18 protein-coding genes are annotated in these 25,603 nt (G+C 39.3%); 17 read left to right on the top strand and 1 reads right to left on the bottom strand.

Going from position 1 to position 25,603, the window contains the following annotated elements; genetic code table 11:
* Positions 1–13 precede the first annotated feature (13 nt).
* From IGI47_RS09000 to IGI47_RS08980, 5 genes are all read left to right on the top strand, one after another.
* Positions 14–766 carry a DeoR/GlpR family DNA-binding transcription regulator gene (locus IGI47_RS09000; RefSeq protein WP_438783997.1) on the top strand — a complete coding sequence of 251 codons (753 nt, stop codon included), beginning with the start codon at positions 14–16 and terminating at the stop codon, positions 764–766.
* Positions 763–1,677: a 1-phosphofructokinase gene (pfkB, locus tag IGI47_RS08995; protein ID WP_438783995.1), complete on the top strand. Its 915-nt coding sequence runs from the start codon at positions 763–765 to the stop codon at positions 1,675–1,677. Before IGI47_RS09000 ends, pfkB begins: the two co-directional genes overlap by 4 nt.
* A gap of 17 nt (positions 1,678–1,694) precedes the next feature.
* A complete protein-coding gene (locus tag IGI47_RS08990; RefSeq protein WP_438783994.1) occupies positions 1,695–3,626 on the top strand; it encodes a PTS fructose transporter subunit IIABC in 1,932 nt (643 codons plus the stop codon).
* Positions 3,627–4,154: 528 nt separating this feature from the next.
* Positions 4,155–4,679 carry a hypothetical protein gene (locus IGI47_RS08985; protein ID WP_438784459.1) on the top strand — a complete coding sequence of 175 codons (525 nt, stop codon included), beginning with the start codon at positions 4,155–4,157 and terminating at the stop codon, positions 4,677–4,679.
* 13 nt (positions 4,680–4,692) lie between these two features.
* Complete coding sequence (locus IGI47_RS08980; RefSeq protein WP_438783993.1) at positions 4,693–5,292, top strand: hypothetical protein; 600 nt, start codon at positions 4,693–4,695, stop codon at positions 5,290–5,292.
* A 207-nt stretch (positions 5,293–5,499) separates the two neighbouring features.
* Here IGI47_RS08980 and IGI47_RS08975 read toward each other — a convergent pair whose 3' ends face one another.
* Positions 5,500–7,059: a ClC family H(+)/Cl(-) exchange transporter gene (locus IGI47_RS08975; protein ID WP_438783991.1), complete on the bottom strand. Its 1,560-nt coding sequence runs from the start codon at positions 7,057–7,059 to the stop codon at positions 5,500–5,502.
* Between the two features lie 195 nt (positions 7,060–7,254).
* Between IGI47_RS08975 and pcrA the strand changes: the two genes are divergently transcribed.
* From pcrA to IGI47_RS08915, 12 genes are all read left to right on the top strand, one after another.
* A complete protein-coding gene (gene pcrA, locus IGI47_RS08970; protein WP_438783989.1) occupies positions 7,255–9,492 on the top strand; it encodes a DNA helicase PcrA in 2,238 nt (745 codons plus the stop codon).
* Between the two features lie 14 nt (positions 9,493–9,506).
* A complete protein-coding gene (gene ligA, locus IGI47_RS08965; RefSeq protein ID WP_438783988.1) occupies positions 9,507–11,543 on the top strand; it encodes an NAD-dependent DNA ligase LigA in 2,037 nt (678 codons plus the stop codon).
* A 105-nt stretch (positions 11,544–11,648) separates the two neighbouring features.
* Positions 11,649–11,954 (top strand): Asp-tRNA(Asn)/Glu-tRNA(Gln) amidotransferase subunit GatC, encoded by a 306-nt coding sequence (gatC, locus tag IGI47_RS08960; RefSeq protein WP_005879975.1) that lies wholly within the window; start codon positions 11,649–11,651, stop codon positions 11,952–11,954.
* Positions 11,954–13,423, top strand: coding sequence for an Asp-tRNA(Asn)/Glu-tRNA(Gln) amidotransferase subunit GatA (gene gatA / locus IGI47_RS08955; protein WP_438783987.1), 1,470 nt, complete (start codon positions 11,954–11,956; stop codon positions 13,421–13,423). The genes gatC and gatA overlap by 1 nt, the downstream gene beginning before the upstream one ends.
* The gene (gene gatB, locus IGI47_RS08950; RefSeq protein ID WP_438783985.1) at positions 13,423–14,853 is read left to right on the top strand and encodes an Asp-tRNA(Asn)/Glu-tRNA(Gln) amidotransferase subunit GatB; all 1,431 of its coding nucleotides are present in this window, start codon (positions 13,423–13,425) and stop codon (positions 14,851–14,853) included. Before gatA ends, gatB begins: the two co-directional genes overlap by 1 nt.
* A gap of 9 nt (positions 14,854–14,862) precedes the next feature.
* On the top strand, positions 14,863–15,906 hold the full coding sequence (locus IGI47_RS08945) for a diacylglycerol kinase (protein WP_438783983.1): 1,044 nt from the start codon (positions 14,863–14,865) through the stop codon (positions 15,904–15,906).
* A gap of 583 nt (positions 15,907–16,489) precedes the next feature.
* Complete coding sequence (gene rlmD / locus IGI47_RS08940; protein WP_438783982.1) at positions 16,490–17,860, top strand: 23S rRNA (uracil(1939)-C(5))-methyltransferase RlmD; 1,371 nt, start codon at positions 16,490–16,492, stop codon at positions 17,858–17,860.
* Positions 17,861–18,236: 376 nt separating this feature from the next.
* Positions 18,237–19,271 carry a LacI family DNA-binding transcriptional regulator gene (locus IGI47_RS08935; protein ID WP_311930976.1) on the top strand — a complete coding sequence of 345 codons (1,035 nt, stop codon included), beginning with the start codon at positions 18,237–18,239 and terminating at the stop codon, positions 19,269–19,271.
* A gap of 105 nt (positions 19,272–19,376) precedes the next feature.
* Positions 19,377–20,669, top strand: coding sequence for a PTS sugar transporter subunit IIC (locus IGI47_RS08930; RefSeq protein ID WP_438783981.1), 1,293 nt, complete (start codon positions 19,377–19,379; stop codon positions 20,667–20,669).
* An 81-nt stretch (positions 20,670–20,750) separates the two neighbouring features.
* The gene (locus tag IGI47_RS08925) at positions 20,751–21,203 is read left to right on the top strand and encodes a hypothetical protein (RefSeq protein WP_438783979.1); all 453 of its coding nucleotides are present in this window, start codon (positions 20,751–20,753) and stop codon (positions 21,201–21,203) included.
* A 19-nt stretch (positions 21,204–21,222) separates the two neighbouring features.
* Positions 21,223–23,475 (top strand): alpha-galactosidase, encoded by a 2,253-nt coding sequence (locus IGI47_RS08920; RefSeq protein ID WP_438783978.1) that lies wholly within the window; start codon positions 21,223–21,225, stop codon positions 23,473–23,475.
* On the top strand, positions 23,465–25,516 hold the full coding sequence (locus IGI47_RS08915; RefSeq protein WP_438783977.1) for a beta-galactosidase: 2,052 nt from the start codon (positions 23,465–23,467) through the stop codon (positions 25,514–25,516). The genes IGI47_RS08920 and IGI47_RS08915 overlap by 11 nt, the downstream gene beginning before the upstream one ends.
* Positions 25,517–25,603: the final 87 nt, after the last annotated feature.

Genomic DNA, 25,603 nt, shown 5'->3' with positions numbered 1-25,603 from the left:
GGTGATCGTGGAAATGCTTACAGAGGAACGGAGACAGAAAATACTTCATTTATTGGATCAACATAAGATCGTGAAGTCACAGGATCTAGTAAATCTTCTAAATGCTTCCGAATCAACAATCAGACGCGATTTAAAGGACTTAGAAAATGATGGGCTTCTTGAACGTATCCATGGTGGTGCAAAAAAAGGACAGCTTTTAGGCTTTGAACAAGCAATGAGCGAAAAAACGCTCAAAAACGTTCACGAAAAACATAAAATTGCCCAAATCGCGGCAGAATTGATCAATGACGAAGACGTAATCTACTTGGATGCTGGTTCAACGACATTGGAAATGATTCCTTATCTACAGGGGAAAAAAATTACTATTGTCACCAATTCAGTCAAACATGCTGCAAGTCTAGTTGACTTACAACTTCCTACGATCATTCTAGGAGGCATGATCAAGTTATCAACGAATGCAGTATTAGGCTCTAGCGTGATCGAGCAATTAAAAGACTTTCATTTCAATAAAGCGTTCATGGGGATGAATGGTGTCCATGTTGAGCGTGGTTTTACGACGCCTGACCCAGAAGAAGCCGCGGTAAAACGTCTAGCAATCGCACATTCGGAAGAAAGTTTTGTCTTAGTCGATCAATCGAAATTCAATCAATTAAGTTTCACTTTTGTCGCACCTTTAGAAGCAGCTACGATCGTAACCGAGTGTTGTCCATCAGAATATGCGGAACAATATCGTGAACGGACAACAATTAAGGAGGCTATACAATGATTTACACAGTAACATTGAACCCGTCAATTGACTTTATTGTAAAAGTTGATGGATTGAAACTAGGTGATTTGAATCGAATGAAAGAAGACTTCAAACTACCTGGTGGGAAAGGTATCAACGTATCAAGGATCCTGAAAAGGATGGACACAGAATCGACCGCTCTTGGATTTTTAGGTGGATTTACCGGTCATTTTATTTCTGAATGGTTAAAGGAAGAGCAAATCAATACAGCCTTTACCAACGTCCAATCTGATACACGAATCAATATCAAATTGAAATCGGATACTGAAACGGAAATCAATGGGTTAGGACCAGTTCTTTCTGAAAAAGAAATTGAAGATTTAAAACAAGCGATGAATAACGTAAAAAAAGGCGATATCGTTGTTTTGTCAGGTAGCACACCAGCAAGTTTAAGAAACGGATTTTACCAAGAATTAATTGAGGTTATCCGTGGAAAAGAAGCAGAATTTGTGATTGATACAACAGGTGATGATCTTAAAGATGCTTTAGCAAAAAGACCATTACTAATCAAGCCGAACAATCATGAATTAGCTGAACTATATCACACAGAATTTAAGAGTATCGAGGATATCCTTCCATATGGAAAAAAATTACTTGAAGAAGGTGCTCAAAACGTATTGATCTCTATGGCCGGTGATGGTGCTTTACTCTTCACAAAAGATGGTGCGTATCAGTCGAATGTTTTAGTACGTCCGTTGAAAAACTCGGTAGGAGCAGGAGATTCAATGATTGCTGGTTTTATTGGATCTTACAGCAAAGATCAAGATCCAGTTGAAGCATTCAAATGGGGAGTAGCATGCGGAAGTGCTACAGCATTCTCTGATGACTTAGCAACAAAGGCATTGATCGATGAATTAATACCAGAGGTTGAAATTAAAAAAATTGATTGATTTCTAGGAGGCTTATCATGAATATTAAAGATTTGATGATCAAAGATGCAATGATCATGGACCTACAAGCGACTGATAAAAAAGGCGCAATTGATGAAATGGTCCAAAAAATGTATGAAGCAGGTCGTATTTCAGATATTAAAACCTACAAAGACGGTATTTTAGCACGTGAAGCACAAACATCAACTGGTTTAGGTGATGGTATTGCAATGCCTCACGCAAAAAATGCAGCTGTCAAAGAAGCAACTGTTTTATTTGCAAAAAGCAACAAAGGTGTTGACTATGAATCATTAGATGGTCAACCAACGTATTTGTTTTTCATGATTGCTGCACCAGAAGGAGCAAATGATACTCATTTACAAGCGCTAGCAGCATTGTCTCGTCTCTTGATCGACCCAGATTTTGTCGGCAAATTAAAGCAGGCGAAGACACCAGAAGCTGTTCAAGAATTATTCCAAACAGCAGAAGAACAAAAACAAGCAGAAGAAAAAGCCGAAAAAGATGAACAAGCAACAGAAAAAAGTTTAGATCCTAAAAAGAAATATGTCGTTGCGGTAACTGCGTGTCCAACGGGAATCGCCCATACGTATATGGCAGAAGATTCTCTTAAGAAGAAAGCAAAAGAAATGGGCGTTGACATCAAAGTTGAAACAAATGGTTCTGAAGGAATCAAGAATCGTTTGACAGCAGAGGATATTGCCCGAGCAGATGGAGTTATCGTCGCTGCAGATAAAAAAGTTGAAATAGATCGTTTCGATGGGAAAAAATTAGTCAATCGACCAGTCAGTGATGGTATCCGTAAGCCAGAAGAATTGATCCAATTGGCAACCAACGATACTGCCCCAGTTTTCCATGGAGAAGGAAAAGATGGTGCTTCAGATGAAGGAAATGCCGATGGAACAATCGGTCAAAGAATCTATAAAGATCTGATGAATGGTGTTTCTCACATGTTACCATTTGTTATTGGAGGCGGGATCGCAATTGCTCTTTCATTTATGATCGACCAATTCATGGGTGTTCCTCAAGACCAATTAGCAAACTTAGGGAATTATAACCAATTAGCTAGTTGGTTCAACCAAATTGGACAAGCTGCATTTGGCTTCATGTTACCAGTCTTAGCGGGATTCATTGCTTCAAGTATTGGTGATCGTCCAGGATTGGTTGTTGGGTTTGCAGCTGGTGCTTTAGCAAATACTGGTGGTGCAGGATTCTTAGGTGCGTTGATCGGTGGTTTCATCGCAGGTTATGTGATCGTGTTCTTACGTAAGGTGTTCAAGAATTTGCCAAAATCATTGGATGGGATTAAAACGATCCTATTTTACCCAGTCTTTGGTTTATTGATTACCGGATTCTTGATGTTGCTGGTCAATGTCCCTATGAAGGCGATCAATGATGCATTGAATAGCTTTTTGACTGGCATGAGTGGTTCAAATGCCGCACTACTTGGTGCTTTGCTAGCTGGAATGATGGCAGCCGATCTTGGTGGACCAATCAATAAAGCAGCGTATGTATTTGGTACAGCGACTTTAGCTACAACTGTTGCAACTGGCGGAAGTGTAGTCATGGCATCTGTGATGGCAGGTGGTATGGTTCCACCATTAGCTATTTTCGTAGCAACACGTCTATTCAAAAATAAATTTAGCAAAACAGATCAAGATGCTGGTTTGACAAACATCATCATGGGGCTATCCTTTGTTACAGAAGGTTCTATACCTTTTGCAGCCGCTGACCCTATTCGTGCTATTCCAAGTTTCATTATTGGTTCAGCCCTAACTGGTGGCTTAGTTGGTGCATTGGGAATTAAATTACTTGCACCACATGGAGGTATCTTCGTTGTTTTCCTAGTAAGTCAACCAATCATGTATCTTGTATTTATTGCTATCGGTGCAGTTGTTTCCGGTGTGATCTATGGTCTATTGAGAAAAACACCCGAATTAGCAAAAGCTTAAGATCAGTTCTAGTAACTACTTGGTCTCCTTTATTGAGGAAATCAAGTAGTTTTTTTGTGCAAATCTTTGACGGCTTTAAATGTGTATAGTACCATTTATTTGTAATCAAAAATTAATAAAGAGCGTTGGCCAATAATGATGAATTTCTCAATTTTGAAAAATTTAAAATTATCTATATTGCTGAGAAAATCTTCGTGAATACGTAGTATGTCTATAAATATAGCCGAAAATGCTATTTGGAATCTTGATATTTTTTCGTAATAAACAAGAACATAAAACTTAGTGGAGAAAATGAAACCGTTCCTTTTAGTTCGAAAAATGAATAAATGTTATAATTTGATGAGAGTGATTGAGAAGAGAAATCTTTACATTGAAAGCAACCAGTAAAGATGAACTCAATTAGAAAATGACGATTCATTTTCGTGGAAAATATAATTATCTTTAGTATATAAGTACGTCTAAATTCAAATATGTTGGAAAGTATGAGATTGCCACGTTGTTCATTGTATAGTGAGGAGGACAATCATGATGGAAAGGTTGGAAAATAATCGCAAGAAGTACGTTGTCGGTATTTTGTTCGTCACAATTCTACTGGCTGTTACTTGGTTCATTTCTCAGCATCATGTTCAGGGAAAAACAGAAAAAGTGGCTGTTGTAAGCGGTGAGTTTTTACCTGAACAAAAAGATGCGCAAAAAATATCCGATAAAGAAATGACAAAACTTGCGCAATCGGCACTGGATAAAAGCAAATTCAATTTGGTTATTTCGCCAGAAGCAAAATTCTGTGAACAAACGTTAAAAGGAAATTTGAAGATCAAAAACCCAAGCAAAAATAGTTACCCTATCAATGTGGAGATTCGGGAGAAAGCAACCGACCGACTTATTTATACTACTGGAGCAATTGAACCTGGTTATGAAGTAAAAGAAGTGACTTTGGGACAAAAGTTGAAAAAAGGGGAATATCCATCTGTTGCATTGTTTAGTCTCTATGATCCGATTACGAAAGAAAAAAAGGGACAAGTTGCCGCAGGAGTCAATTTAACAATCGAATAGGGAGGATAAGTGGATGAAAAGACTGTTGATTCGTTTATTATTAGTAGGCAGTTTTATCGGAGGCACTGTGCCGGTAGTCACTCAAGCGGAAGAAATCAACGAGAAAGAACATGCGGATATCCAAGTGAATGGATCATTAGGAATAGACCGTGAACGGATGGAAGAAATCAACGAAAGCAGTGAAGATTGGCTCAATGTGGCGGTGGATACTGCGACGATTTTCTATAATGTCAATGGTCAAAAAAAGATCCAATCGCCAACTTATAATATTACGAATAATTCCAGTCGTCCGATAGATGTTTCGATCACCAATTTTGTTCAAACAAATAACGAGTCGATTGCTGATATCTCTGCTTTGACTCTGAGATCACCCGCAGCAACAACAGATGAGACCCTGATTTCAAACGGCACACTGATCAATTTTGGTAGCCCCATCCACTTATTTACTTTAGCAAATAAGGAAGGAAAATTGACCACAGATGGATTGACTAATTATTCGTCTGCAACGACTTTTGGATATGGTGGCACATTGACTTCGAATTCGGTGTCGAAAAGTTCTCCAGTCTTTACGATGACGTTACAATTGGATGCCTTTTCGTGGATGGAACCTTAAAGAAGCATAAAAAACGTGGGACAAAAGTAAGAAACACTTCTGTCCCAATCTTTCTCTCCAATTTCTCAAACCTAAACGACTTTTGTCTTGACCTTTTTTTCAACTATGTTTTTCGAAAAATAAACCGGGAGCTTGAAAAGTTTAAGAAGCAATTGTCAAGATCTTCTGCTCTTTTCAAACTGATCGATTCTATCCTGATGACTTATTTTAAAAAGATTGTTTCAGCGCAGGGTGATACGAACGCTTAGCAATTTCTTTTTTGACTGAAGAAAGATGTGATTCATCTGTCAAAATGACTAAAATATCTCCCATTTGCATGATCGTATCTCCGTGGGTCAATAGTTCGTTTTTTCCTCGAATGATCGAAACAAGCAACATGTCCTGCGGCCAATTGAAATCACGAACCATCAAGCCGTCTAGTAAGCTTTCTGCTGTAATAGGAAACTCAAAGGTTGTTTTCCCCATTAGGACTGGAGGATGTTTATGAGCAAGCAATCGTTCAAGCAACGATTCATAGATCGGATTTCCGCCTAATAGGTCATTGATGATATAAGCGACTAGAGCCACTAATCCAAGGGGCATCAGATGATTCAAGGAGCCAACCATCTCGGTTACCAAAATAACGGCAGTCAACGGAGCTTTACCGATCGCTGCAAAATAGCCAGCCATTGCAATAACGATGAAATCTTTGATATAAATAGGGTCCATTCCAAATGTGTGCACCAAGATAGTTCCGTAAATACTCCCTAATAAAGCGCCTAAAGTAAGAATCGGTAAAAATATTCCTCCAGGCAGACTGGCACCGTAAGAGACCATTGAAAAAACAAATCGAAGGATAAACAGTCCAAAAATCATCATCAAAGGTAAAGATGAATGACCTAATGAGATAATGATTTGATTTCCGCCACCTAAGATCGTCGGCCAAAAATAGCCAATCGGTAAAATAAGTAAGAATGGAACGAGTCCATGCCAATAAGAAGGCAAAGGTACTTTTTCATACATACGGGGCAAGCTGAGTAGTACCCGTTGATAGACAAAACCCAATACGCCTAAAAAGATTCCTAAAACAATCAGAGAACCATAGTATTTTAAAGGCAAAGAAGGTAATTCTCCTAGAGATAAAACTGGTTTTAGTCCAAAAAAATAAAGAGAAACAAAATTTGCCGTTACCGCTGATGCAAATGAAGTCAACCAGACTAATGGAGAAAAAGAATGGTGGATTTCTTCTAAAACGAATAGCAGACCGGCAATCGGTGCATTGAATGCAGCTGCAAGCCCCGCACTTGCACCACTAGAAATCAGAATCTTCTGTTCGGAGGAGACACTGTGGAAGAGTTGACTTGTTCCTTGACCGACCACTGCACCTAACTGTATAGAAGGGCCTTCTCTACCTAAGAACAAACCAGAACCAACAGAAAGTATCCCGCCAACAAATTTCTTCCATAAAACAGAAAACCAGGAAATCGTTAGTTCACCTTGCAATTGACCTTCGACTTGAGGAATCCCGCTACCTTTGATATCCGGATCACTTTTGATCAATAACCCTACCAGTAATGTAACAATGATGCTTACGACTGCACCAAGGATCAAGTAAATCGGTTCTCTTTGTGTCAATTCATAGAAGTGTTGCGTGAGTATGCCTAATTTTTCAATGGCCAACCGAAAAAGACTGACGACGATACCAGTAAACAACCCCACTACAATCCCTTTTAAAATAAAATAAAGTTGTGTTTTATCAATTTTTTTTATTGTTGCTTTTTTTCCCATCTTAACGCCTCGCTTCAACTTAATTTATCGCGAAATGAATGATTTTACAAGATTAAATGAAAGAAAAAAATTTCTTTTCATCTATTTATGCAAGACAAGTCTAATTTTCAGCATATATAGGTGCGAACATTTTCTTTAAGGAAGAGCTGGAAAATGCTATAATTTAGAAGATTGATAAAAGAAAGGATGTTGTTAATGTCATCCAAGACGGAATTATTGAACGGGATGAACCCTCGTCAAAAAGAAGCGGTTCTTCACACGGAAGGGCCATTACTATTGATGGCTGGCGCAGGAAGTGGAAAAACGCGAGTGTTGACCCATCGGATTGCGTATTTAATTGAAGAAAAAGAAGTAAATCCATGGAACATCCTTGCGATTACTTTTACCAACAAAGCAGCCAAAGAGATGAAAGAACGGGTCAATAAAATTTTAGAACACGGAGGAGAAGATGTCTGGGTCTCGACTTTTCACTCAATGTGTGTGCGTATTTTAAGAAGAGATGTCGATTTTATCGGTTACAATCGTAATTTTACGATCATTGATTCGTCAGAACAGCTTTCACTGATGAAACGTATTTTAAAAGAATTGAATATCGATCCTAAAAAGTATGATCCAAGAAGTATCCTTGGGACTGTATCACAAGCCAAAAATAGTCTGCAAACGCCACAAGACTTTGCAAAAATGCAAGGAAGTTATTATGAAGAAATCGCAGCAAAGTGTTATGTGGCTTACCAAAAAGAACTACAATACAATCAATGTATGGACTTTGATGATTTGATCATGAATACGATCCGGTTGTTTGAAGAACACCCAGATTCATTGACTTATTACCAAAATAAATTCCATTATATCCATGTCGATGAATACCAAGATACGAACCATGCCCAATATACATTAGTGAATCTACTAGCGAAAAGATTCCGAAACTTATGTGTTGTAGGTGATGCGGATCAAAGTATCTACGGTTGGCGTGGAGCAGATATGCAAAACATCTTGGATTTTGAGAAAGACTATCCAGATGCGAGTGTTATTTTGTTAGAACAAAACTATCGCTCTACAAAGAATATTTTAAGTGCAGCGAATCAAGTCATCGAAAACAACAGTAACCGTAAACCAAAGAATCTTTGGACAGAAAATCGTGAAGGAAATAAAATCACTTACTATCGTGCAGATAACGAAAGAGATGAAACACGATTCATCGTTGACCGTATGCAAGAAGAAATAAGAGAAAATCAACGAGATTATGGTGATTTTGCAATTTTATATCGAACGAATGCCCAATCCCGTGTGATGGAAGAAACGCTTCTCAAAGCCAATATCCCTTATAAGATGGTCGGAGGGCATAAGTTCTATGACCGAAAAGAAATCAAAGATATTTTGGCGTATTTGAATGTGATCGCTAATCCGCAAGATTCCATCAGTTTTGAACGAATCGTGAATTCGCCTAAACGAGGAATCGGACCAGGTTCGATCGAGAAACTAAGAAATTTTGCGACGATGCACCAGTGGCCACTGCTAGAAGCGGCTCAAAATGTTGATTTAGCCAATATTAGCGGTAAAGCAGGACAGCAATTGGGCGCATTCGGTGAAATGATCAGTGAAGTGACACAAATGTTGCCTTATCTGACAGTAACTGAATTGACGAAAGAAATCCTAGAGCGTAGCGGCTATCTAGAAGACTTAAAGATCCAAAATACGTTAGAATCGCAAGCAAGATTAGAAAACTTGGAAGAATTCTTAACCGTTACACAAGAGTTTGATAAACAGTTTGAAAAACAAAATGAAGAAGATGCTGACGCGCCAGATGAAAAGCTGACCGTCTTCTTAAATGATCTAGCCTTAGTGTCAGATATCGATAACTTAGAAGAAGAAACTACCCAAGTTACCTTGATGACACTACATGCAGCTAAAGGCCTAGAATTTCCAGTAGTCTTTTTGATTGGTCTAGAAGAAGGGGTTTTCCCCTTATCAAGAGCACTAATGGAAGAAAGCGAACTTGAAGAAGAGCGCAGACTTGCGTATGTTGGAATCACTAGGGCAGAAGAATCACTGTACCTGACAAATGCCTTCTCAAGAACTTTATATGGTAGAACACAGTATAACCGCCCTTCTCGTTTTGTCGAAGAAATCGACCAAGAGTTGTTGGACATTCAAGGAATGCGGCCTACACCGAAAAAAAGCACACCTTTTGCATCAAAAGCAGCTACGCCAATCTACAAGCAACCTGCTACAACAGTCGTGTCATCAAAAGCAACTGCAGGCGGGGAAAGCAATGATTGGAAAGCAGGAGACAAGGTCAAACATAAAAAATGGGGAGCTGGCACAGTCGTAAGAGTGAGCGGTACAGCAAAAGATCTAGAACTAGACGTGGCATTTCCTAGTCAAGGAGTCAAACGATTATTAGCTGCTTTTGCACCAATTGAAAAAGCTTGAGTGGAGGAAAGAAAATGGAACACGAAATGACGATAGACGAAGCCGCTAAAAGAGCGGAGGAGTTGAGAACCCAATTAAGTCAGTGGTCTAAACAGTATTATGTCGAAGATAAACCAACAGTCGAAGATTACGTGTATGACAAAGCATATGCGCAATTAGTGGCAATTGAAGAACAGTATCCCGATTTGATCACATCAGATTCTCCTACGCAACGCGTAGGAGGGAAGGTCCTTACAGGATTCGAAAAAGTCACTCACGATATTCCATTGTATAGTTTGAACGATGTATTTAGTAAAGAAGAACTCTTTGCTTTTGATCAGCGTGTCCAAAAAGCGATTGGGCATCCAGTTGATTATTGTTGTGAATTGAAGATCGATGGGCTGTCTGTTTCATTGCGCTATGAAAATGGTGTGTTTGTCAGAGGTGCTACACGAGGAGATGGAACTGTCGGCGAGAACATCACTGAAAATCTGAAGACAGTGCGATCCGTACCTTTGAAACTAAAAAATCAAATCAGTATCGAAGTGCGTGGCGAATGCTTTATGCCGAAAAAGTCATTTGTTCAATTGAACAAATCAAGGGAAGTTGAAGGGCAAGATATCTTTGCAAATCCACGTAATGCAGCTGCAGGTTCTTTGCGACAGCTTGATTCTAAAATAACAGCTAAAAGAAATCTGGATACCTTTTTGTACACAGTAGCAGATTTTGGTCCAATGAAAGCAAAGACTCAGTATGAAGCGCTAGAAGAATTAAACAAGATCGGCTTCCACATCAATCAGGAAAAACGCTTGTGCCATTCGATTGATAATGTATGGTCATTTATCGAAGAATACCATGACAAACGGGTAGATCTCCCTTATGAGATCGATGGTATCGTCATCAAAGTCAACGATTTTGCTTTGCAAGATCAATTAGGATTTACTGTAAAAGCACCGCGTTGGGCCGTAGCGTATAAATTTCCACCTGAAGAGGTAGAAACCAAAATCGAAGCAATCGATTGGACAGTAGGGCGCACCGGCGTTGTCACACCAACTGCGATCATGACTCCTGTCCGTGTGGCTGGTACGACAGTCAGTCGAGCAAGTCTGCACAATGGCGATTATATCAAAATGAAGGACATCCGCTTGAACGATGCCGTTCAAATCTACAAAGCTGGCGATATTATTCCAGAAGTCGCTCAGGTAGTATTTGAGAAGCGACCAGATGACAGTGAAGAGTATCCCTTACCATCACATTGTCCAGTCTGTCAAAGTGAGCTCGTACATTTAGATGAAGAAGTCGCTTTGCGGTGTATCAATCCGAAATGTCCGGCTCAAATAAAAGAAGGACTCAATCATTTTGTCTCTCGTAATGCAATGAATATTGATGGACTAGGACCAAGAGTTTTAGCACAAATGTACGACAAAAAATTGGTGTCTGATGTAGCTGACCTCTATAACTTGACTGAAGAACAATTATTGACTTTGGATAAAATCAAAGAAAAATCCGCAAGTAATATTTTAACTGCAATCGACAACAGTAAAGAAAATTCAGTGGAACGCTTGATCTTTGGACTAGGAATCCGTCATGTAGGCGGAAAAGCTGCGAAAATCTTAGCAGAACATTTCGGTGATCTGGAGAGCTTGAGCAAAAGCGATTTTGAAACGATCATTTCTTTAGATACGATTGGTGATATCATCGCAGACAGCGTAGTTACCTACTTTAGTAATGAAGAGGTCCATGATCTATTAGCTGAACTGAAACAAGCGGGAGTCAATTTTGACTACAAAGGGATTCGTCCAGCACAAATCGCAACGATTGATTCACCATTTAAAGACAAAACAGTTGTGTTAACTGGTAAACTGACGCGATTCACTCGAGAAGAAGCAAAAGAGACGATCGAGAATCTAGGCGGAAAAGTAACCGGAAGTGTTTCGAAAAAAACAGATATCGTCGTTGCTGGTGAAGAGGCTGGAAGCAAACTGGCGAAAGCACAAGAATTAGGGATCGCCGTTTGGACAGAAGAAGAAATGGCAGAGGCGTTAGCTGAAAGTCGGACAAATCCAGAGTGAAGTCCAACTTTTTTCAGATAAATTTCAAGAAACAATTTCAGATAACAAACTCTTATGTTAAAATAGAGAGCAAAGTTTTTAACTCGTGTAGAAAGAAGGGGTAGTATGGCGATCAGTGAAGAACAAGTGAAACACGTTGCCAAATTAGCAAAACTTGCGTTCGCAGATGAAGAACTTGCAAGTTTTACCGACCAATTAGGAAAGATCATTGATATGGTGGAATTGCTGGAAGAAGTAGATACTGAAGGTGTTCCATTTACATCAAATGTGGTTGAAACTGTAAACGTTATGCGTCAAGACCGAGCAAATTCAGGTTGGAATCGCGACGAATTAATGAGAAATGTACCAGAAAAAGAAGATGGCTTTATTAAAGTGCCAGCAATTATTGAGAATGGGGAGGCTGGCGCATAATGAAAAAATTGTATGATCACTCTTTAGAAGAATTGCATGCAATGCTTGTCTCTAAAGAAATCACTGCACAAGATCTAACAAAAGCAACATTTGATCGTATCAAAGAAACAGAACCAGAAATCGACGCGTTCATTACTTTGAATGAAGAAAAAGCAATGGCGATTGCCAAAGCGCTTGATGAAAAAGGAATCGATGAAAGTAACGTATTAGCAGGTATTCCGATCGGTATCAAAGACAATATCGTTACAAAAGACCTTTTGACTACGGCTGCTTCAAAAATCTTATTCAATTTCGATCCAATCTATGATGCTACAGTAATGGATAAAGTTTACCAAGCAGACATGATCCCAGTCGGCAAATTGAACATGGATGAATTTGCTATGGGCGGTAGTACAGAAACGTCTTACTTCAAGAAAACGAAAAATGCATGGGATCACACAAAAGTTCCTGGTGGATCATCAGGTGGCTCAGCTGCGGCTGTAGCAGCTGGTCAAATCCCAGTTTCTTTAGGTAGTGACACTGGCGGAAGTATTCGCCAACCTGCATCGTTTAACGGGATCGTCGGGATGAAACCAACATATGGACGTGTTTCCCGTTTTGGTTTGATTGCCTTCGCATCTTCTCTTGACCAAATCGGACCAATGACCCGTACAGTCAAAGATAATGCGTTAGCTTTGACAGCTATCAGTGGGTATGACGAAAAAGATGGTACTTCATCAGGTGTGTCTGTGCCTAACTTCGCAGAAGGATTGACAGGTGACATCAAAGGGATGAAGATCGCATTACCTAAAGAATATCTTGGTGAAGGTGTTGCTCCTGGTGTGAAAGAAGCAATCCTTAAAGCAGCGGATACGTTCCGTTCCCTAGGTGCAACGGTTGAAGAAGTCAGCTTACCCCATTCAAAATATGGTGTAGCTGTGTATTATATCATCGCTTCATCAGAAGCAAGCTCGAACTTGCAACGTTTTGACGGTATCCGCTATGGCTATCGTTCTGAAAATGTAAAAAATCTTGAAGACGTATATGTAAACTCACGTACAGAAGGATTCGGTGAAGAAGTTAAACGCCGTATCATGTTAGGAACATTCTCATTGAGTGCAGGTTATTATGACGCTTATTTCAAGAAAGCTGGACAAGTCCGCACGTTGATCAAACAAGATTTCGAGAAAGTTTTTGCTGACTATGACTTGATCATCGGCCCTGCTTCACCAACCGTAGCTTTCGGAATCGGTGAAAATATCAATGATCCAATCACGATGTATATGAGTGATATCTTGACGATCCCAGTCAATTTGGTAGGTCTTCCAGGAATGTCAGTTCCTGCAGGACTATCTGAAAACATGCCAGTTGGTTTACAGATTATCGGGAACTATTTTGATGAAAAAACAATGTATCAAGCAGCATATGCTTTTGAACAAGCAACAGAATTCAAAAATCAAAAACCAGCAATCTTAGGAGGGAAAGACTAATGAATTTTGAAACAGTCATCGGGCTTGAAGTCCACGTTGAGTTGAAGACAAACTCAAAAATCTTCTCTCCGGCACCAGCTCACTTCGGCGCTGAACCAAACAGTAATACAAATGTGATCGACTGGGGGTATCCTGGGGTATTGCCAGTCATGAATAAAGCTGCGTTAGAATTTGGGATGAAAGCAGCTCTTGCATTAAACTGTGAAATCTCAAAAGATACTCATTTTGACCGTAAAAACTATTTCTATCCAGACAATCCCAAAGCGTACCAAATTTCTCAATTTGATCAACCAATTGGACATGATGGCTGGATCGAAATCGAAGTAGAAGGAAAGAAAAAGAAAATCCGTATTGAACGTGTCCATTTAGAAGAAGATGCAGGAAAAAACATGCATGGAATCGGGGGGTACTCCTATGTTGACCTGAACCGTCAAGGAACGCCACTGATCGAGATCGTTTCTGAAGCAGACATGCGCTCACCTGAAGAAGCTTATGCTTATTTAGAAGCACTACGTTCAATCATCCAATTCACTGAAGTCAGTGATGTGAAGATGGAAGAAGGGTCAATGCGTTGTGATGCCAATATTTCTTTACGCCCATATGGTCAAGAAGAATTTGGCACAAAAGCAGAATTGAAAAACTTGAACTCTCTTTCTTTTGTCAAAAAAGGACTAGCATTTGAAGAAAAACGTCAAGCAAAAGTCTTATTATCAGGCGGCGAGATCCAACAAGAAACACGCCGTTTTGATGAAACAACAAACAAAACGATTTTGATGCGTGTCAAAGAAGGATCAAGTGACTACCGTTACTTCCCAGAACCTGATATTCCAAAATTCGTGATCGATGATGAATGGATCCAAAAAGTGAAAGCAAGCCTACCAGAAATGCCAGCTTCTCGTCGCCAACGATATATCCAAGAATTAGGATTACCTGAATATGATGCGATGGTCTTGACTTTATCAAAAGAAATGTCAGATTTCTTTGAAGAAACATTAGCAAATGGCGCAGATGCAAAACAAGCTTCTAACTGGTTGATGGGAGAAGTTTCTGCATATTTGAATAGTGAAAAACTTGAATTGGCCCAAACAAAATTAACACCTGAAAATCTTTCAGGGATGATCCGCTTGATCGCTGATGGCACAATCAGTTCAAAAATCGCGAAAAAAGTCTTCCGCGAGTTGATCACGGGTGGTGGAGATGCACAAGAAGTAGTTGAGAAAAATGGTTGGGTACAACTATCTGATCCAGCAAAACTTTTGCCGATCATCAATGAAATTTTAGACAACAATCAACAATCCGTTGATGACTTTAAAAATGGAAAAGACCGCGCAGTTGGATTTTTAGTTGGACAAATTATGAAAGCAACGAAAGGACAAGCTAATCCTGGTATTGTCAATAAATTGCTTAAAGAAGAATTAGCAAAACGCTAGAGGTAAATGATGAAAAAAGCTCGAGTGATTTATAATCCCACCTCTGGAAAAGAACTATTGAAAAAAAATCTAGCCGATATCCTCCAAGCTTTGGAGGAGTCTGGCTATGAAGCAAGTGCATATGCCACGACACCAGAAGAAAACTCAGCGAAAAATGAAGCGACAAGAGCAGCAAAGACAGGTTTTGACCTGATCGTAGCAGCAGGCGGCGACGGAACGATCAATGAAGTTGTAAATGGTATTGCATCACTGGAGCAACGACCAAAAATGGCCATTATTCCTGCTGGTACAACAAATGACTACGCACGGGCATTAAAAATTCCGCGTGACAACATCAAAGCAGCGGCTGAGGTAATCAAAAAGAATCAAACGGTTAAAATGGATATCGGTCATACAGATGATAGCTATTTTATCAATATTGCTGCCGGAGGTTATCTGACAGAACTAACCTATGAAGTTCCTTCAGAACTGAAAAGTATCTTCGGCTATCTTGCTTACCTTGCCAAAGGCGCAGAAATGCTGCCGAGAGTCAAACCAATCAAGATGCGCTTGAAGTATGACGAAGGAGAATATATTGGCAATGCCTCGATGTTCTTCCTTGGTTTAACGAACTCTGTAGGTGGTTTTGAAAAAATTGCTCCAGATGCCAAATTAGATGATGGTAAATTTTCATTGATCATCGTCAAAACAGCCAACATCTTTGAGATCGTGCATATTGCTGCGTTGATGTTGAACGGTGGACGCCATGTAGACGATCCACGTGTCATTTACACAAAGACTAGCAGTCTGTTTGTGGAAACCGAAGATGACGTCAATCGTCCTGTTATGATCAACTTAGATGGCGAATACGGCGGTAATGCGCCAATGCACTTCCAGAATCTACACCAACATATCGAATTTTACGCAAATACTGATCAGATCCCAGATGAAGCAATCACTGGAACGGATGAAGAAGTATTAGATGAAGTAGGAAAAGAATTCGTCAAAGAAGTGGAACGCTTAACTGATGAAGACATTGACGGCGATGGTAAAATCGCGGATAATGAAAAATAGTTCAAAAGAGGGAAAAGAAGTAATCAGTTTGATAAAATAAGCCGGATCATCCCGAAAATAGGTTGCGATATTTTCGGGATGATCCGGCTTATTTCTGAAAAAGTACGATTGATCTTACTTAAGTATGATGAAATACACGAATACATGGGATAATACCTCTTTTTTGTGAAAAATCAACAAAACTGTGGTATGTTAATATCAATAAGGTAGAAAATACGATTTCGTTGTCGAGAAGCGAATCAACAATGAGGCTGGGACAGAAGTGTTTAACTACGAGAAATAAGAAGAAATCAACGGAAATTGCTTTTCAAATTTTTGTGAATTTCAGCTTATTTCCGAAGGAGTCGTTTCTGCTCCCACCATTTATTCGTTTTTAAAGAATGAGACAAAAGTGTTTCTTACTTTTGTCCCACGCTTATTTTTTCTACTTAGAACTAAAGATTTTTGTCACGATCTGAACGCATGTTTCAGAGACTAATGCCTTGAACAGAAGATAAAGACAGCGTATGAAAGCTATTTTATACTGTGTCTTCTTAATTAAAAGCTGTACAAGCACTGTTACAACCTCATAAAGGAGTTAATCATGAAAGAACAAACTGTTAAAAAAAATGAACGTTATACCGTTGATATCATTGATTTAAGTTACGAAGGATTAGGTGTAGCCAAAGTGGATGGGTATCCACTTTTTATTGAAAACGCACTTCCTGGCGAACAAGTGGAGATCCTTGTAGTAAAAACTGGAAATAAATTCGGTTATGCAAAGGTAATGAATTGGCTAAAAGAATCTTCTGATCGTCAACCTTTAGAAGATAACCGATTGTTGCGCACTGGAATTGCTCCGTTAGCGCATTTAAAATATGAACAACAACTTCAATTCAAACAAAAGCAAATCCAAAATGTAATGACTAAAATTGCCAAAATGCCAGAAGTAGAGATTTTACCGACAATTGGTATGGAAAATCCAGTCGCTTATCGAAATAAAGCCCAAATCCCAGTAAGAAGAATCGATGGACGTTTAGCAACAGGTTTCTATAAAAAGAATAGCCATGAACTTATTGAAATCGATGATTTTTACATCCAAGACCCTGCAATCGATCAAGCAATCATTGCTGTGCGAGAAATATTGCAACGTTTCCAAGTCCGTGGCTATAATGAAGCAAAAAATGAAGGTCAAATCCGTCATATCATCATCCGAAGAGGACATTATTCTCATGAGATGATGGTTGTACTTGTGACACGCAAAGAAAAATTCTTTAAAGGAAAAGAAATTGCAGAGATGATCCATGAAGAATTACCAGAAGTTGTTTCAGTGATCCAAAATATCAATGAAGAGAAAACGAATGTTATTTTGGGGGATAAAGAAAAGGTTTTATATGGTAGAAGTTATATTGAAGACCAGCTTCTAGGAAAAACGTACCGTATCTCTTCAAAATCATTTTATCAAGTAAATACAGAGCAGACTGAGAAATTGTACCAGAATGCTATTGATTTTGCAGACTTGAATGAACAAGATGTAGTCGTGGACGCTTACTCAGGAATCGGTACGATCGGTTTATCTTTAGCAGACCGTGTAAAAAAAGTCTATGGTATGGAAATGATCCATGAAGCAATCGAAGACGCTCAGTTCAATGCGTTGACAAATAAAGTTGAAAACGCACATTATGAAGTCGGTAAGGCAGAAACTGTCATGAAAAAATGGCAAGACAAAGGGATTACTCCGTCTGTCATTGTTGTTGACCCACCAAGAAAAGGATTAGATGGCCGTTTTATCGAATCAGCAATTGCGATGGAACCAGAAAAAATCGTTTATATTTCGTGCAACCCAGCAACCTTTGCAAGAGACGCAAAACTATTTGCTGATGCAGGCTACCAAGTTGAGAAGATCCAACCAGTCGATCTATTCCCACAAACGTATCACGTGGAATTAGTTGCCTTACTAACACGTAAAGCTTAATACGAATACAGTGAAGCAATTCAGAGTAAGATCTGGACTGCTTTTTTTAATTTTAGATGGAAATTGTTGATTTTTAGTGTGCTAGAGAGGATTGATTGGTATGTTATATACAAGAAAATCAATAGAAAAAAGCCTTATGTTTAGAGCAAAAAATCGAAACACTGCTTAAGTGAGCAATAATTCGACGCTTCGATAAATAGCTTTGTACTTACTAAATTTAAGTGGCGTTGAGGATAGGATGTTATTGTGTGCTTAGTCTTTCTCCACATCGATCGAGTGGCATTTTTTTATTTGAAAAATTATAGTTGACAGTCTACGGGATATTGCCTATGCTTAAAAGTAAGTTTAGTAAACAGTAAACGGACGAGGTGCGAGTATGGCAAGTATGAGAGATATTGCAAAGCTAGCGGGAGTCTCCGTAGCAAGTGTTTCCAGAATCTTAAATAATGATGAGACGTTTAGTATCAATGAGAACACCAGAAGACGGGTCATTGAGATTGCGAATCAGTTGAACTATTCTAAGGAGAAAGATCAAGTAAGTTCACGTGAAGTTGGAGATAAAAATACGATTGCTATCATCACTCGTCATGATAGTGCATCAGAAGGAAATGATCCTTACTTTAGGATGATTCGTACCGGTATCGAAAAAGAAGCTGCAAAATGGCGACTAAAAACGATTCGCGTCTTTTCAATGCGTGAATCAAACAAAGACTTGGGCCAATTGGCTAAGTATGGTGCGGTAATTATCATTGGCGAAATGACAGCTGAGGCCTTAGTGGAAATCAGTCAGCACAATGATAAGCTCATTTTGGTAGATAATTACAGTGAAGAACTATTGTATGATTCTATCCAAACTGATTTCCCACAAAAGACACATCAAATTTTGAATATTTTGCAAGCTAAAGGACACGAAAATATTGCTTTTATCGGTGGGGTAGCTAGTCGAGTGACGATCTCTGGTGAAGTTGTTTATGACGAGCAAGAAATTCGGGCGGAAAATTACAAGAAATGGATGCTTCTGAATAAACTAGATAAGTATATCCATGTGTTGCAAGGAAAGTGGTCTCCCGAAACTGGTTTAAATTTTGGGAAAAAAATCGCACGGATGAACCCGCGACCAACAGCAATCATTGTGGCTAGTGACCCCATGGCAGTTGGTGTGTATAAGGCGCTCACTGAAGAAGGGTTGTCGATACCTAAAGATATCTCTGTAGTCAGCTTTGATGATATTGAGATGGCACAGTTTATGACGCCAGCCCTATCCTCGGTAAAAATGAAAGCAGCGGAGATGGGACAAATGAGCGTGGAATTGGCTAAAAATAAGATTCTTGGTATTCGTACTATGCCAGTTAGAGTTATTTGTGGTAGTGAGTTGATTATTAGAGAATCCATTGGAGAGAGAAAAGATTAGTCAAATGACTGATCTTTTTTTATTTAGGGGGTTGTGTAAACATTAACTAAACAGATATACTGTTTCCAGTGAACGTTTACAATTAAAAAATAAAGGAGAACAAGTATGAAGTTTATTGATAAATTAGCCGAAAAGATGGTGCCATTTGCTCAGATAATTGCCAATAATAAGTATTTATTAAGTCTTCGAGATGGGTTTATGGTTGCTTTTCCTGCAACGATGTTTGCATCAATTATGATTATTATTCAAAATCTTCCCGCTACTTTTGGACTCTCTGAGAAACTCCCAGAAGGCTTCATGACTTTCTTAAATGACTTTTTTGGACCAATTGGGAATGCAACGATGAGTATCACAGCAATTTTTGTCGTTTTTGGTATTGGGTATCAACTTGCTGGTAAATACGGACAGCCCAAATTATTTACCGGAGCAATCTCTCTATCTTCCTTTTTGATGCTTTTGCCTTATGGCTCTTCGGATGAAATGGGGACTGTGATTCCTTTGTCCAAATTGGGGGCAGAAGGAATGTTTGTTGGTATTATCACGGCCATCATTGCAACCCAGATCTACTGTAAAATCAGTGCCGCAGGGTTAACCATCAAGATGCCGGACTCTGTACCACCTATGATTGCCGAATCTTTTATGGCAATCATTCCTGGCGCCGCACCTCTGTTTCTTTTTAACTTGATTCGCTATTTATTTACCTTTACTTCTTGGGGAAATGCGGTTGACTTTGTCTATGAAATTTTACAAAAACCATTGATGGGCTTAGGCGGTACCTTGCCGGCTGTTTTACTTGCTGTATTGTTCACTCAATTTTTCTGGTGGTTTGGGATCCATGGCACTCTTGTTGTCAACGCCGTAATCGATCCAATTATGAATGCTTTGGCAATTGAAAACTATGAAGCGTACAAGGCTGGAGCTGAACAGCTACCACACATCATCAATACGACTTTTATGGGTGTTTTTGTGAATCAAGGTATGCAACTGGGAATTTCGATTACGATGGCTTTCTTTATCGCACGCTCTATTCGGATGAAAAAACTGATGAGGACAGTTGTCGCACCATCTGTGTTCAATGTTTCTGAACCAATGACTTTTGGACTACCCATTGTTTTGAATCCAATTGCTTTTGTGCCGTGGATTTTAGCACCATTAGTCAGTACCGTTATTTCTTATTTTGCGATTGCTAGCGGATTGGTTCCACGTCCTATCGGAGCAACTGTTGTATGGACAACACCTGTTTTCTTATCTGGTTGGCTTGGGACTGGATCGATTGCCGGCGCGATTTTACAATTAGTAACCGTGGTAGTAATGACACTGATTTGGGTGCCGTTCTTAATTGTGATGGACCGTGGTTATTTGAAAGACGAAAAAGATGAAATTGCATCACATGAGTAAACAGTCTTATTGTTGAGCAATGAAGCTAAAGTTAACATGGGTGAAAATAACGTTGCAAAGCAAATTCAGAAAGGACTTAACATGAGAACTGATACATTGACTTGTAGTTACCAAATGGATACAACATCTTCTACTTTTTTCAGTATTCTACTTGGTGAACAAGAAAAATTCTTTTTGGCAAAACACTTGACCACATCCTTTGGCGAAGGGTGTCAAATTGAAACCATGATCCAAACTAAATCAGCGCCACAGTTGGTTCCAGCAGTGATGACTGTCAAAAAAATCACAGCCGATGAACTTTGGATAAACACTGTTCATGAAGAAGGCGTCATTGATCAGCGTTACCAAGTGACGAGTCAGAAAAATGGCAAGCTGCAGGTCACGTACTCGGAGCAAAGCCATTTCGCTCAGCAACGGACTGCATACAGTTTTATGCTAGTCGCGCTTTTTTACAAATTCTTTTTCAATCGTGGCGTCAAGAAAAGAATGCGTTATCTCGAAGAATTGTGCCAAAAAGTAGAAACAAGAAATTAGGAAAATTTGAGGAAGAACAATGATAGAAATTATTAACGACACCTTATTTCATTTATATAATGAAAAAATTAGTTATGTGATGTCAATTTTACCGAATCAGCAACTAGGACATGTATACTTTGGTCCATCGCTAGGAAAACTTGCTTTCTTTGATCAAAGTTATCTAGTCAAGAAAGAAAATAAATCAGCGGGTACAGTGAAATTTTTTGAAACGGACAATTTGTTTACATTGGCAGACCGTTTTCAGGAACTGCCAGTCTATGGAACCTCTGATTTTCGGGAAGGTGCGGTATCTATCTTTGAGGAAGCGACACCTTTATATGTGGATTTTAAATTTATGAAAGCTCATTGTTTTCAAGGGAAAGAACGTGATCTCGCCCAGCCAGCTAGTTTTGCGAAGACTGATGAAAGCCAAAGCATTGTTTTCGAATTAGCCGATACGGAACGGAATTTGAAAATGCACATCACCTATACTATTTTCAACGGGCTAGGCACGATTACTAGAAAGCAAAAAATAATTAATTTAGACGCCAAGACACGAAAATTAGAACGCTTACTAAGTGGTGTGCTTGAGTTGAGAAATCAAGATTTTGAGTTGCTCCATTTATCCGGTGCTTGGTTAAAAGAACGACATATCAAGTCCACACCCCTTACTCAAGGGACAATCAGTGTTGGCTCGTTAAAAGGGGCTTCTAGCCACCAACATAATCCTTTTGTGGCATTGAAAGAGAAATGTGCTACCAATGATGTGGGGCGAGTTTATGGTGCTAATCTGATCTATTCAGGAAATTTTTTGGCGCAAGTAGAAATGGATGAATGGGACAATGTTCGTTTGATGTTGGGGATTCATCCTGAGCAATTCACTTGGACTCTTGACCAAGGAGCGTGTTTTGAAGCTCCTGAATGTCTCTTTACGTTTACCGAAAATGGACTGAATGGTTTGAGCCAAGAATCTGCTCGATTTGTCGAAAAACATGTGATTTCACCCTACTGGCAAAAGCGTGACCGACCAATCGTCTTCAATAATTGGGAAGCAACTTATTTTGATTTTGATGAAGAAAAATTACTGGCCTTAGCAAAAGAAAGCCATTCTCTAGGAATGGAATGTTTTGTTCTAGACGATGGCTGGTTTGGAAAAAGAAACGATGATCGTAGTTCTTTAGGAGATTGGATAGCTGATCCGCTGAAATTTCCTCAAGGCATTGGTCGATTTGCTGAAAAAATCCATGACATTGGGATGCAGTTGGGAATCTGGTTTGAACCAGAGATGGTCTCACCTGATAGTCAGTTATATCAAGCACATCCAGAGTGGGTAGTCAAGCATCCTTATGAACGAATTTCAGTGGGGCGTGGTCAATATGTGTTGGATTTTGCTAATCCGGCAGTTGTTGATGGGATTTTTCACGCAATGAAAAAAATTATTGCTGAAACAAAATTAGACTATATCAAATGGGATATGAATCGGAATATCACCGAAGCATATTCGCCATATTTAGCTGAACAAGGGATTGCTCAGACTGAATTTTATCATCGCTATATCTTGGGAGTGTATGCACTGTATCAAAAAATATTGGCTGAGTTTCCTACGATTTTGATTGAAGGTTGTGCAGGTGGCGGTGGAAGGTATGACTTGGGAATCCTATTTTATAGTCCTCAGATTTGGCCGAGTGATGATAGTGACGCCGTGGAACGTTTGTCGATTCAGACTGGAACTCTGCTGGGATATCCGATTTCTTCCTTTAGCAATCATGTTTCTGCTACTCCTAATCATCAAGTTGGGCGAATCACATCACTAACATTTCGACAAAACGTTGCAATGTTTGGACCTTTAGGATATGAATTGGATCTATTCAATCTAACATCTGAAGAAAAGCAAGCGATTCAGACACAGATTGCTTTTTATAAACAATATCGACAATTATTGACATTTGGTATTTTTTATCAAGTACAGCCGATAGGACAAGGGAATGAAGTTGCTTGGGCAGTTTATGATCCGCAACAAGAGCAAGCATTGATTGGCTTTTTTAGAGTTTTAGCACAAGCAAATCCAACAGCTGAAGCTTTTTTACCGCTCACATTCATCGACCCAACTCAAGTATATCAGGCGAATGATGAAAAGGTTTCTGGCCAAATTTTGAAACAGATTGGGTTACGCAAGCCATATCAGTTTAATGGGGTCAATCCTGGGACTGCTCAAGTAACCGGTGATTTCCAATCCTATGTGTATCATCTACAATTAGCTGAAAAAAAGGAGCAGACGGATGATGAATAAATTTTTTGATCAACACTTTATGCATGGTGGAGATTATAATCCAGATCAATGGTTGGACTATCCTAAAATTTTAAAAAATGATTTGGACTACATGCAGCAAGCACATATTAATACTGTGACTTTAGGTGTTTTTGCTTGGAGTGCTCTAGAGCCAGAAGAAGGTGTCTATCGGTTTGAGTGGTTGGATGAAATTTTTGATCAAATTCGAGCGATTGGCGGTAAGGTCATTTTGGCAACACCAAGTGGTGGGCGACCACAATGGTTGAGCCAAAAATATTCTGAAGTGAATCGAACCAATGCTCAAGGGCAAAAACATACGCATGGGTTTCGCCACAATCATTGCTACTCTTCACTAATCTATCGGAAAAAGGTGCATCAGATCAATGAACAGTTGGCAAAACGCTATGGATCACATCCTGCGCTAGCAATGTGGCACATCTCTAATGAATATTCTGGAGAATGTTTTTGTGGCTATTGTCAGGAAAATTGGCGCAAATGGTTGCAAAAAAAATATGGTGACTTAGCAACGTTGAACCATGAATGGTGGATGAGTTTTTGGGGTAATAACTATTCGGATTGGTCACAAGTCTTACCACCTTCGCCATTAGGTGAACATAAAGTACATGGAATGGACCTCGATTGGAAGCGATTTGTTACCGATATGACCATTGATTTTTATTTGCATGAATGTGAGCCAATCCGTGAGCAGACTCCGGATATCCCGATAACAACTAATTTTATGGCAGAAGGACATGCTACACAAGATTTTATTCCATTAGAAGGTCTTGATTACAGTAAATTTGCTCGGTATGTAGACATCGTAAGCTGGGATAGTTATCCTGATTGGAATAACGATTTTGAGACATTAGCTGCTACAGCAATGAAATCGGCTTATGTTCATGATCAATATTGGTCATTGAAGAAACAACCTTTCTTAGTCATGGAATGCACGCCAAGCTTTGTCAATTGGCATCAATTCAATAAAGCGAAGAAGCCTGGTGTTCACCAACTGAGTGGAATGCAACAACTTGCTCACGGCTCTGATAGTACGCTGTATTTTCAATGGCGCCAATCTCGTGGAAATTCAGAAAAATTCCATGGAGCCGTGGTGGGACATGATAATTCTGTGAAGAACCGTGTTTTTAAAGAGGTTGCTGATTACGGAGCACGTTTGGAAAAAATTGGAGAAATTCAGGGAACGACAAGAAAAAAGAAGGTTGCGCTTCTCTTTGACTGGGAAAGCAATTGGGCATTGAAACGCGGTGGCGGCTTTGGACGACCAACTAGACGCTACCCTCAGACATTGCAAGAACATTATCGCTATTTCTGGGAACAAGACATTCCTGTTGATATCTTAACTCCTGACCAAGATTTTTCCGAATATTCATTGATCGTCGCTCCAATGCTTTATATGATGACAAGTGCAACAATGGAAAAACTCAACAAATATGTGGCAACTGGTGGTACGCTAGTTTCTAGTTACTTTACTGGTATGGTCAATGAAAATGATCTGTTATATCTTGGTGGAGTGCCACAGCCGCTAAAGGAGCTTTGGGGGATAGAAGTATTAGAGTTAGACACTCTTTATCCAAAGGAACATAATCAAATCAGCTATGAAGATAATTTTTTTGAGACGAAGGATTATTCAGCAGTTATCGAAGCAAAATCAGCGCAAGTGTTGGGAGTCTATCAGTCAGAGTTTTATCATGGTACACCTGCAATAACGAAGAATTGTTTTGGCAGAGGTACAGCTTATTATTTAGCTGCTCGTACCAGTCATGATTTTTTCAAACATTTTTATGGACAGTTGGCTAGTGAATTTAATCTTACAGAAGGTGCTATTGCAAAGTCTAATCCAGAAGTGTCAATTCAAGGGAGAACAAGTGCTGAGCGAGACTATTATTTTATCATGAATTTTTCTGAGCAAGAGCAACAACTGACACTGGTTCGTAACGTGGTTGATTTGGAAACCAACCAGGCAGTGCCACTGCAGCTTTCATTAGCACCTTATGAAGTACGAGTGGTTTATTTGGAGGAGTAGTTTCAAGGATAACTCTCTCACTGGTGAAGTTTTCATCTATATTGTAGGGGAGTTAGTTTACGAATATAACTCTCCTCTAAACTAAAA

Origin of the sequence: Enterococcus sp. AZ191 (assembly GCF_051713845.1) — a bacterium.
GTDB lineage: Bacteria > Bacillota > Bacilli > Lactobacillales > Enterococcaceae > Enterococcus_B > Enterococcus_B durans.
This window is presented reverse-complemented; position numbering and strand designations above follow the sequence as displayed.

Coding starts and splice junctions, on each gene's coding strand:
- IGI47_RS08975 (WP_438783991.1), bottom strand. CDS start 7,059: ATGGGAAAAAAAGCAACAATAAAAAAAATTGATAAAACACAACTTTAT.
- IGI47_RS08990 (WP_438783994.1), top strand. CDS start 1,695: ATGAATATTAAAGATTTGATGATCAAAGATGCAATGATCATGGACCTA.
- ligA (WP_438783988.1), top strand. CDS start 9,507: ATGGAACACGAAATGACGATAGACGAAGCCGCTAAAAGAGCGGAGGAG.
- IGI47_RS08930 (WP_438783981.1), top strand. CDS start 19,377: ATGAAGTTTATTGATAAATTAGCCGAAAAGATGGTGCCATTTGCTCAG.
- IGI47_RS09000 (WP_438783997.1), top strand. CDS start 14: ATGCTTACAGAGGAACGGAGACAGAAAATACTTCATTTATTGGATCAA.
- IGI47_RS08925 (WP_438783979.1), top strand. CDS start 20,751: ATGAGAACTGATACATTGACTTGTAGTTACCAAATGGATACAACATCT.
- rlmD (WP_438783982.1), top strand. CDS start 16,490: ATGAAAGAACAAACTGTTAAAAAAAATGAACGTTATACCGTTGATATC.
- pcrA (WP_438783989.1), top strand. CDS start 7,255: ATGTCATCCAAGACGGAATTATTGAACGGGATGAACCCTCGTCAAAAA.
- IGI47_RS08935 (WP_311930976.1), top strand. CDS start 18,237: ATGGCAAGTATGAGAGATATTGCAAAGCTAGCGGGAGTCTCCGTAGCA.
- pfkB (WP_438783995.1), top strand. CDS start 763: ATGATTTACACAGTAACATTGAACCCGTCAATTGACTTTATTGTAAAA.
- IGI47_RS08985 (WP_438784459.1), top strand. CDS start 4,155: ATGGAAAGGTTGGAAAATAATCGCAAGAAGTACGTTGTCGGTATTTTG.
- IGI47_RS08915 (WP_438783977.1), top strand. CDS start 23,465: ATGATGAATAAATTTTTTGATCAACACTTTATGCATGGTGGAGATTAT.
- gatB (WP_438783985.1), top strand. CDS start 13,423: ATGAATTTTGAAACAGTCATCGGGCTTGAAGTCCACGTTGAGTTGAAG.
- gatA (WP_438783987.1), top strand. CDS start 11,954: ATGAAAAAATTGTATGATCACTCTTTAGAAGAATTGCATGCAATGCTT.
- gatC (WP_005879975.1), top strand. CDS start 11,649: ATGGCGATCAGTGAAGAACAAGTGAAACACGTTGCCAAATTAGCAAAA.
- IGI47_RS08920 (WP_438783978.1), top strand. CDS start 21,223: ATGATAGAAATTATTAACGACACCTTATTTCATTTATATAATGAAAAA.
- IGI47_RS08980 (WP_438783993.1), top strand. CDS start 4,693: ATGAAAAGACTGTTGATTCGTTTATTATTAGTAGGCAGTTTTATCGGA.
- IGI47_RS08945 (WP_438783983.1), top strand. CDS start 14,863: ATGAAAAAAGCTCGAGTGATTTATAATCCCACCTCTGGAAAAGAACTA.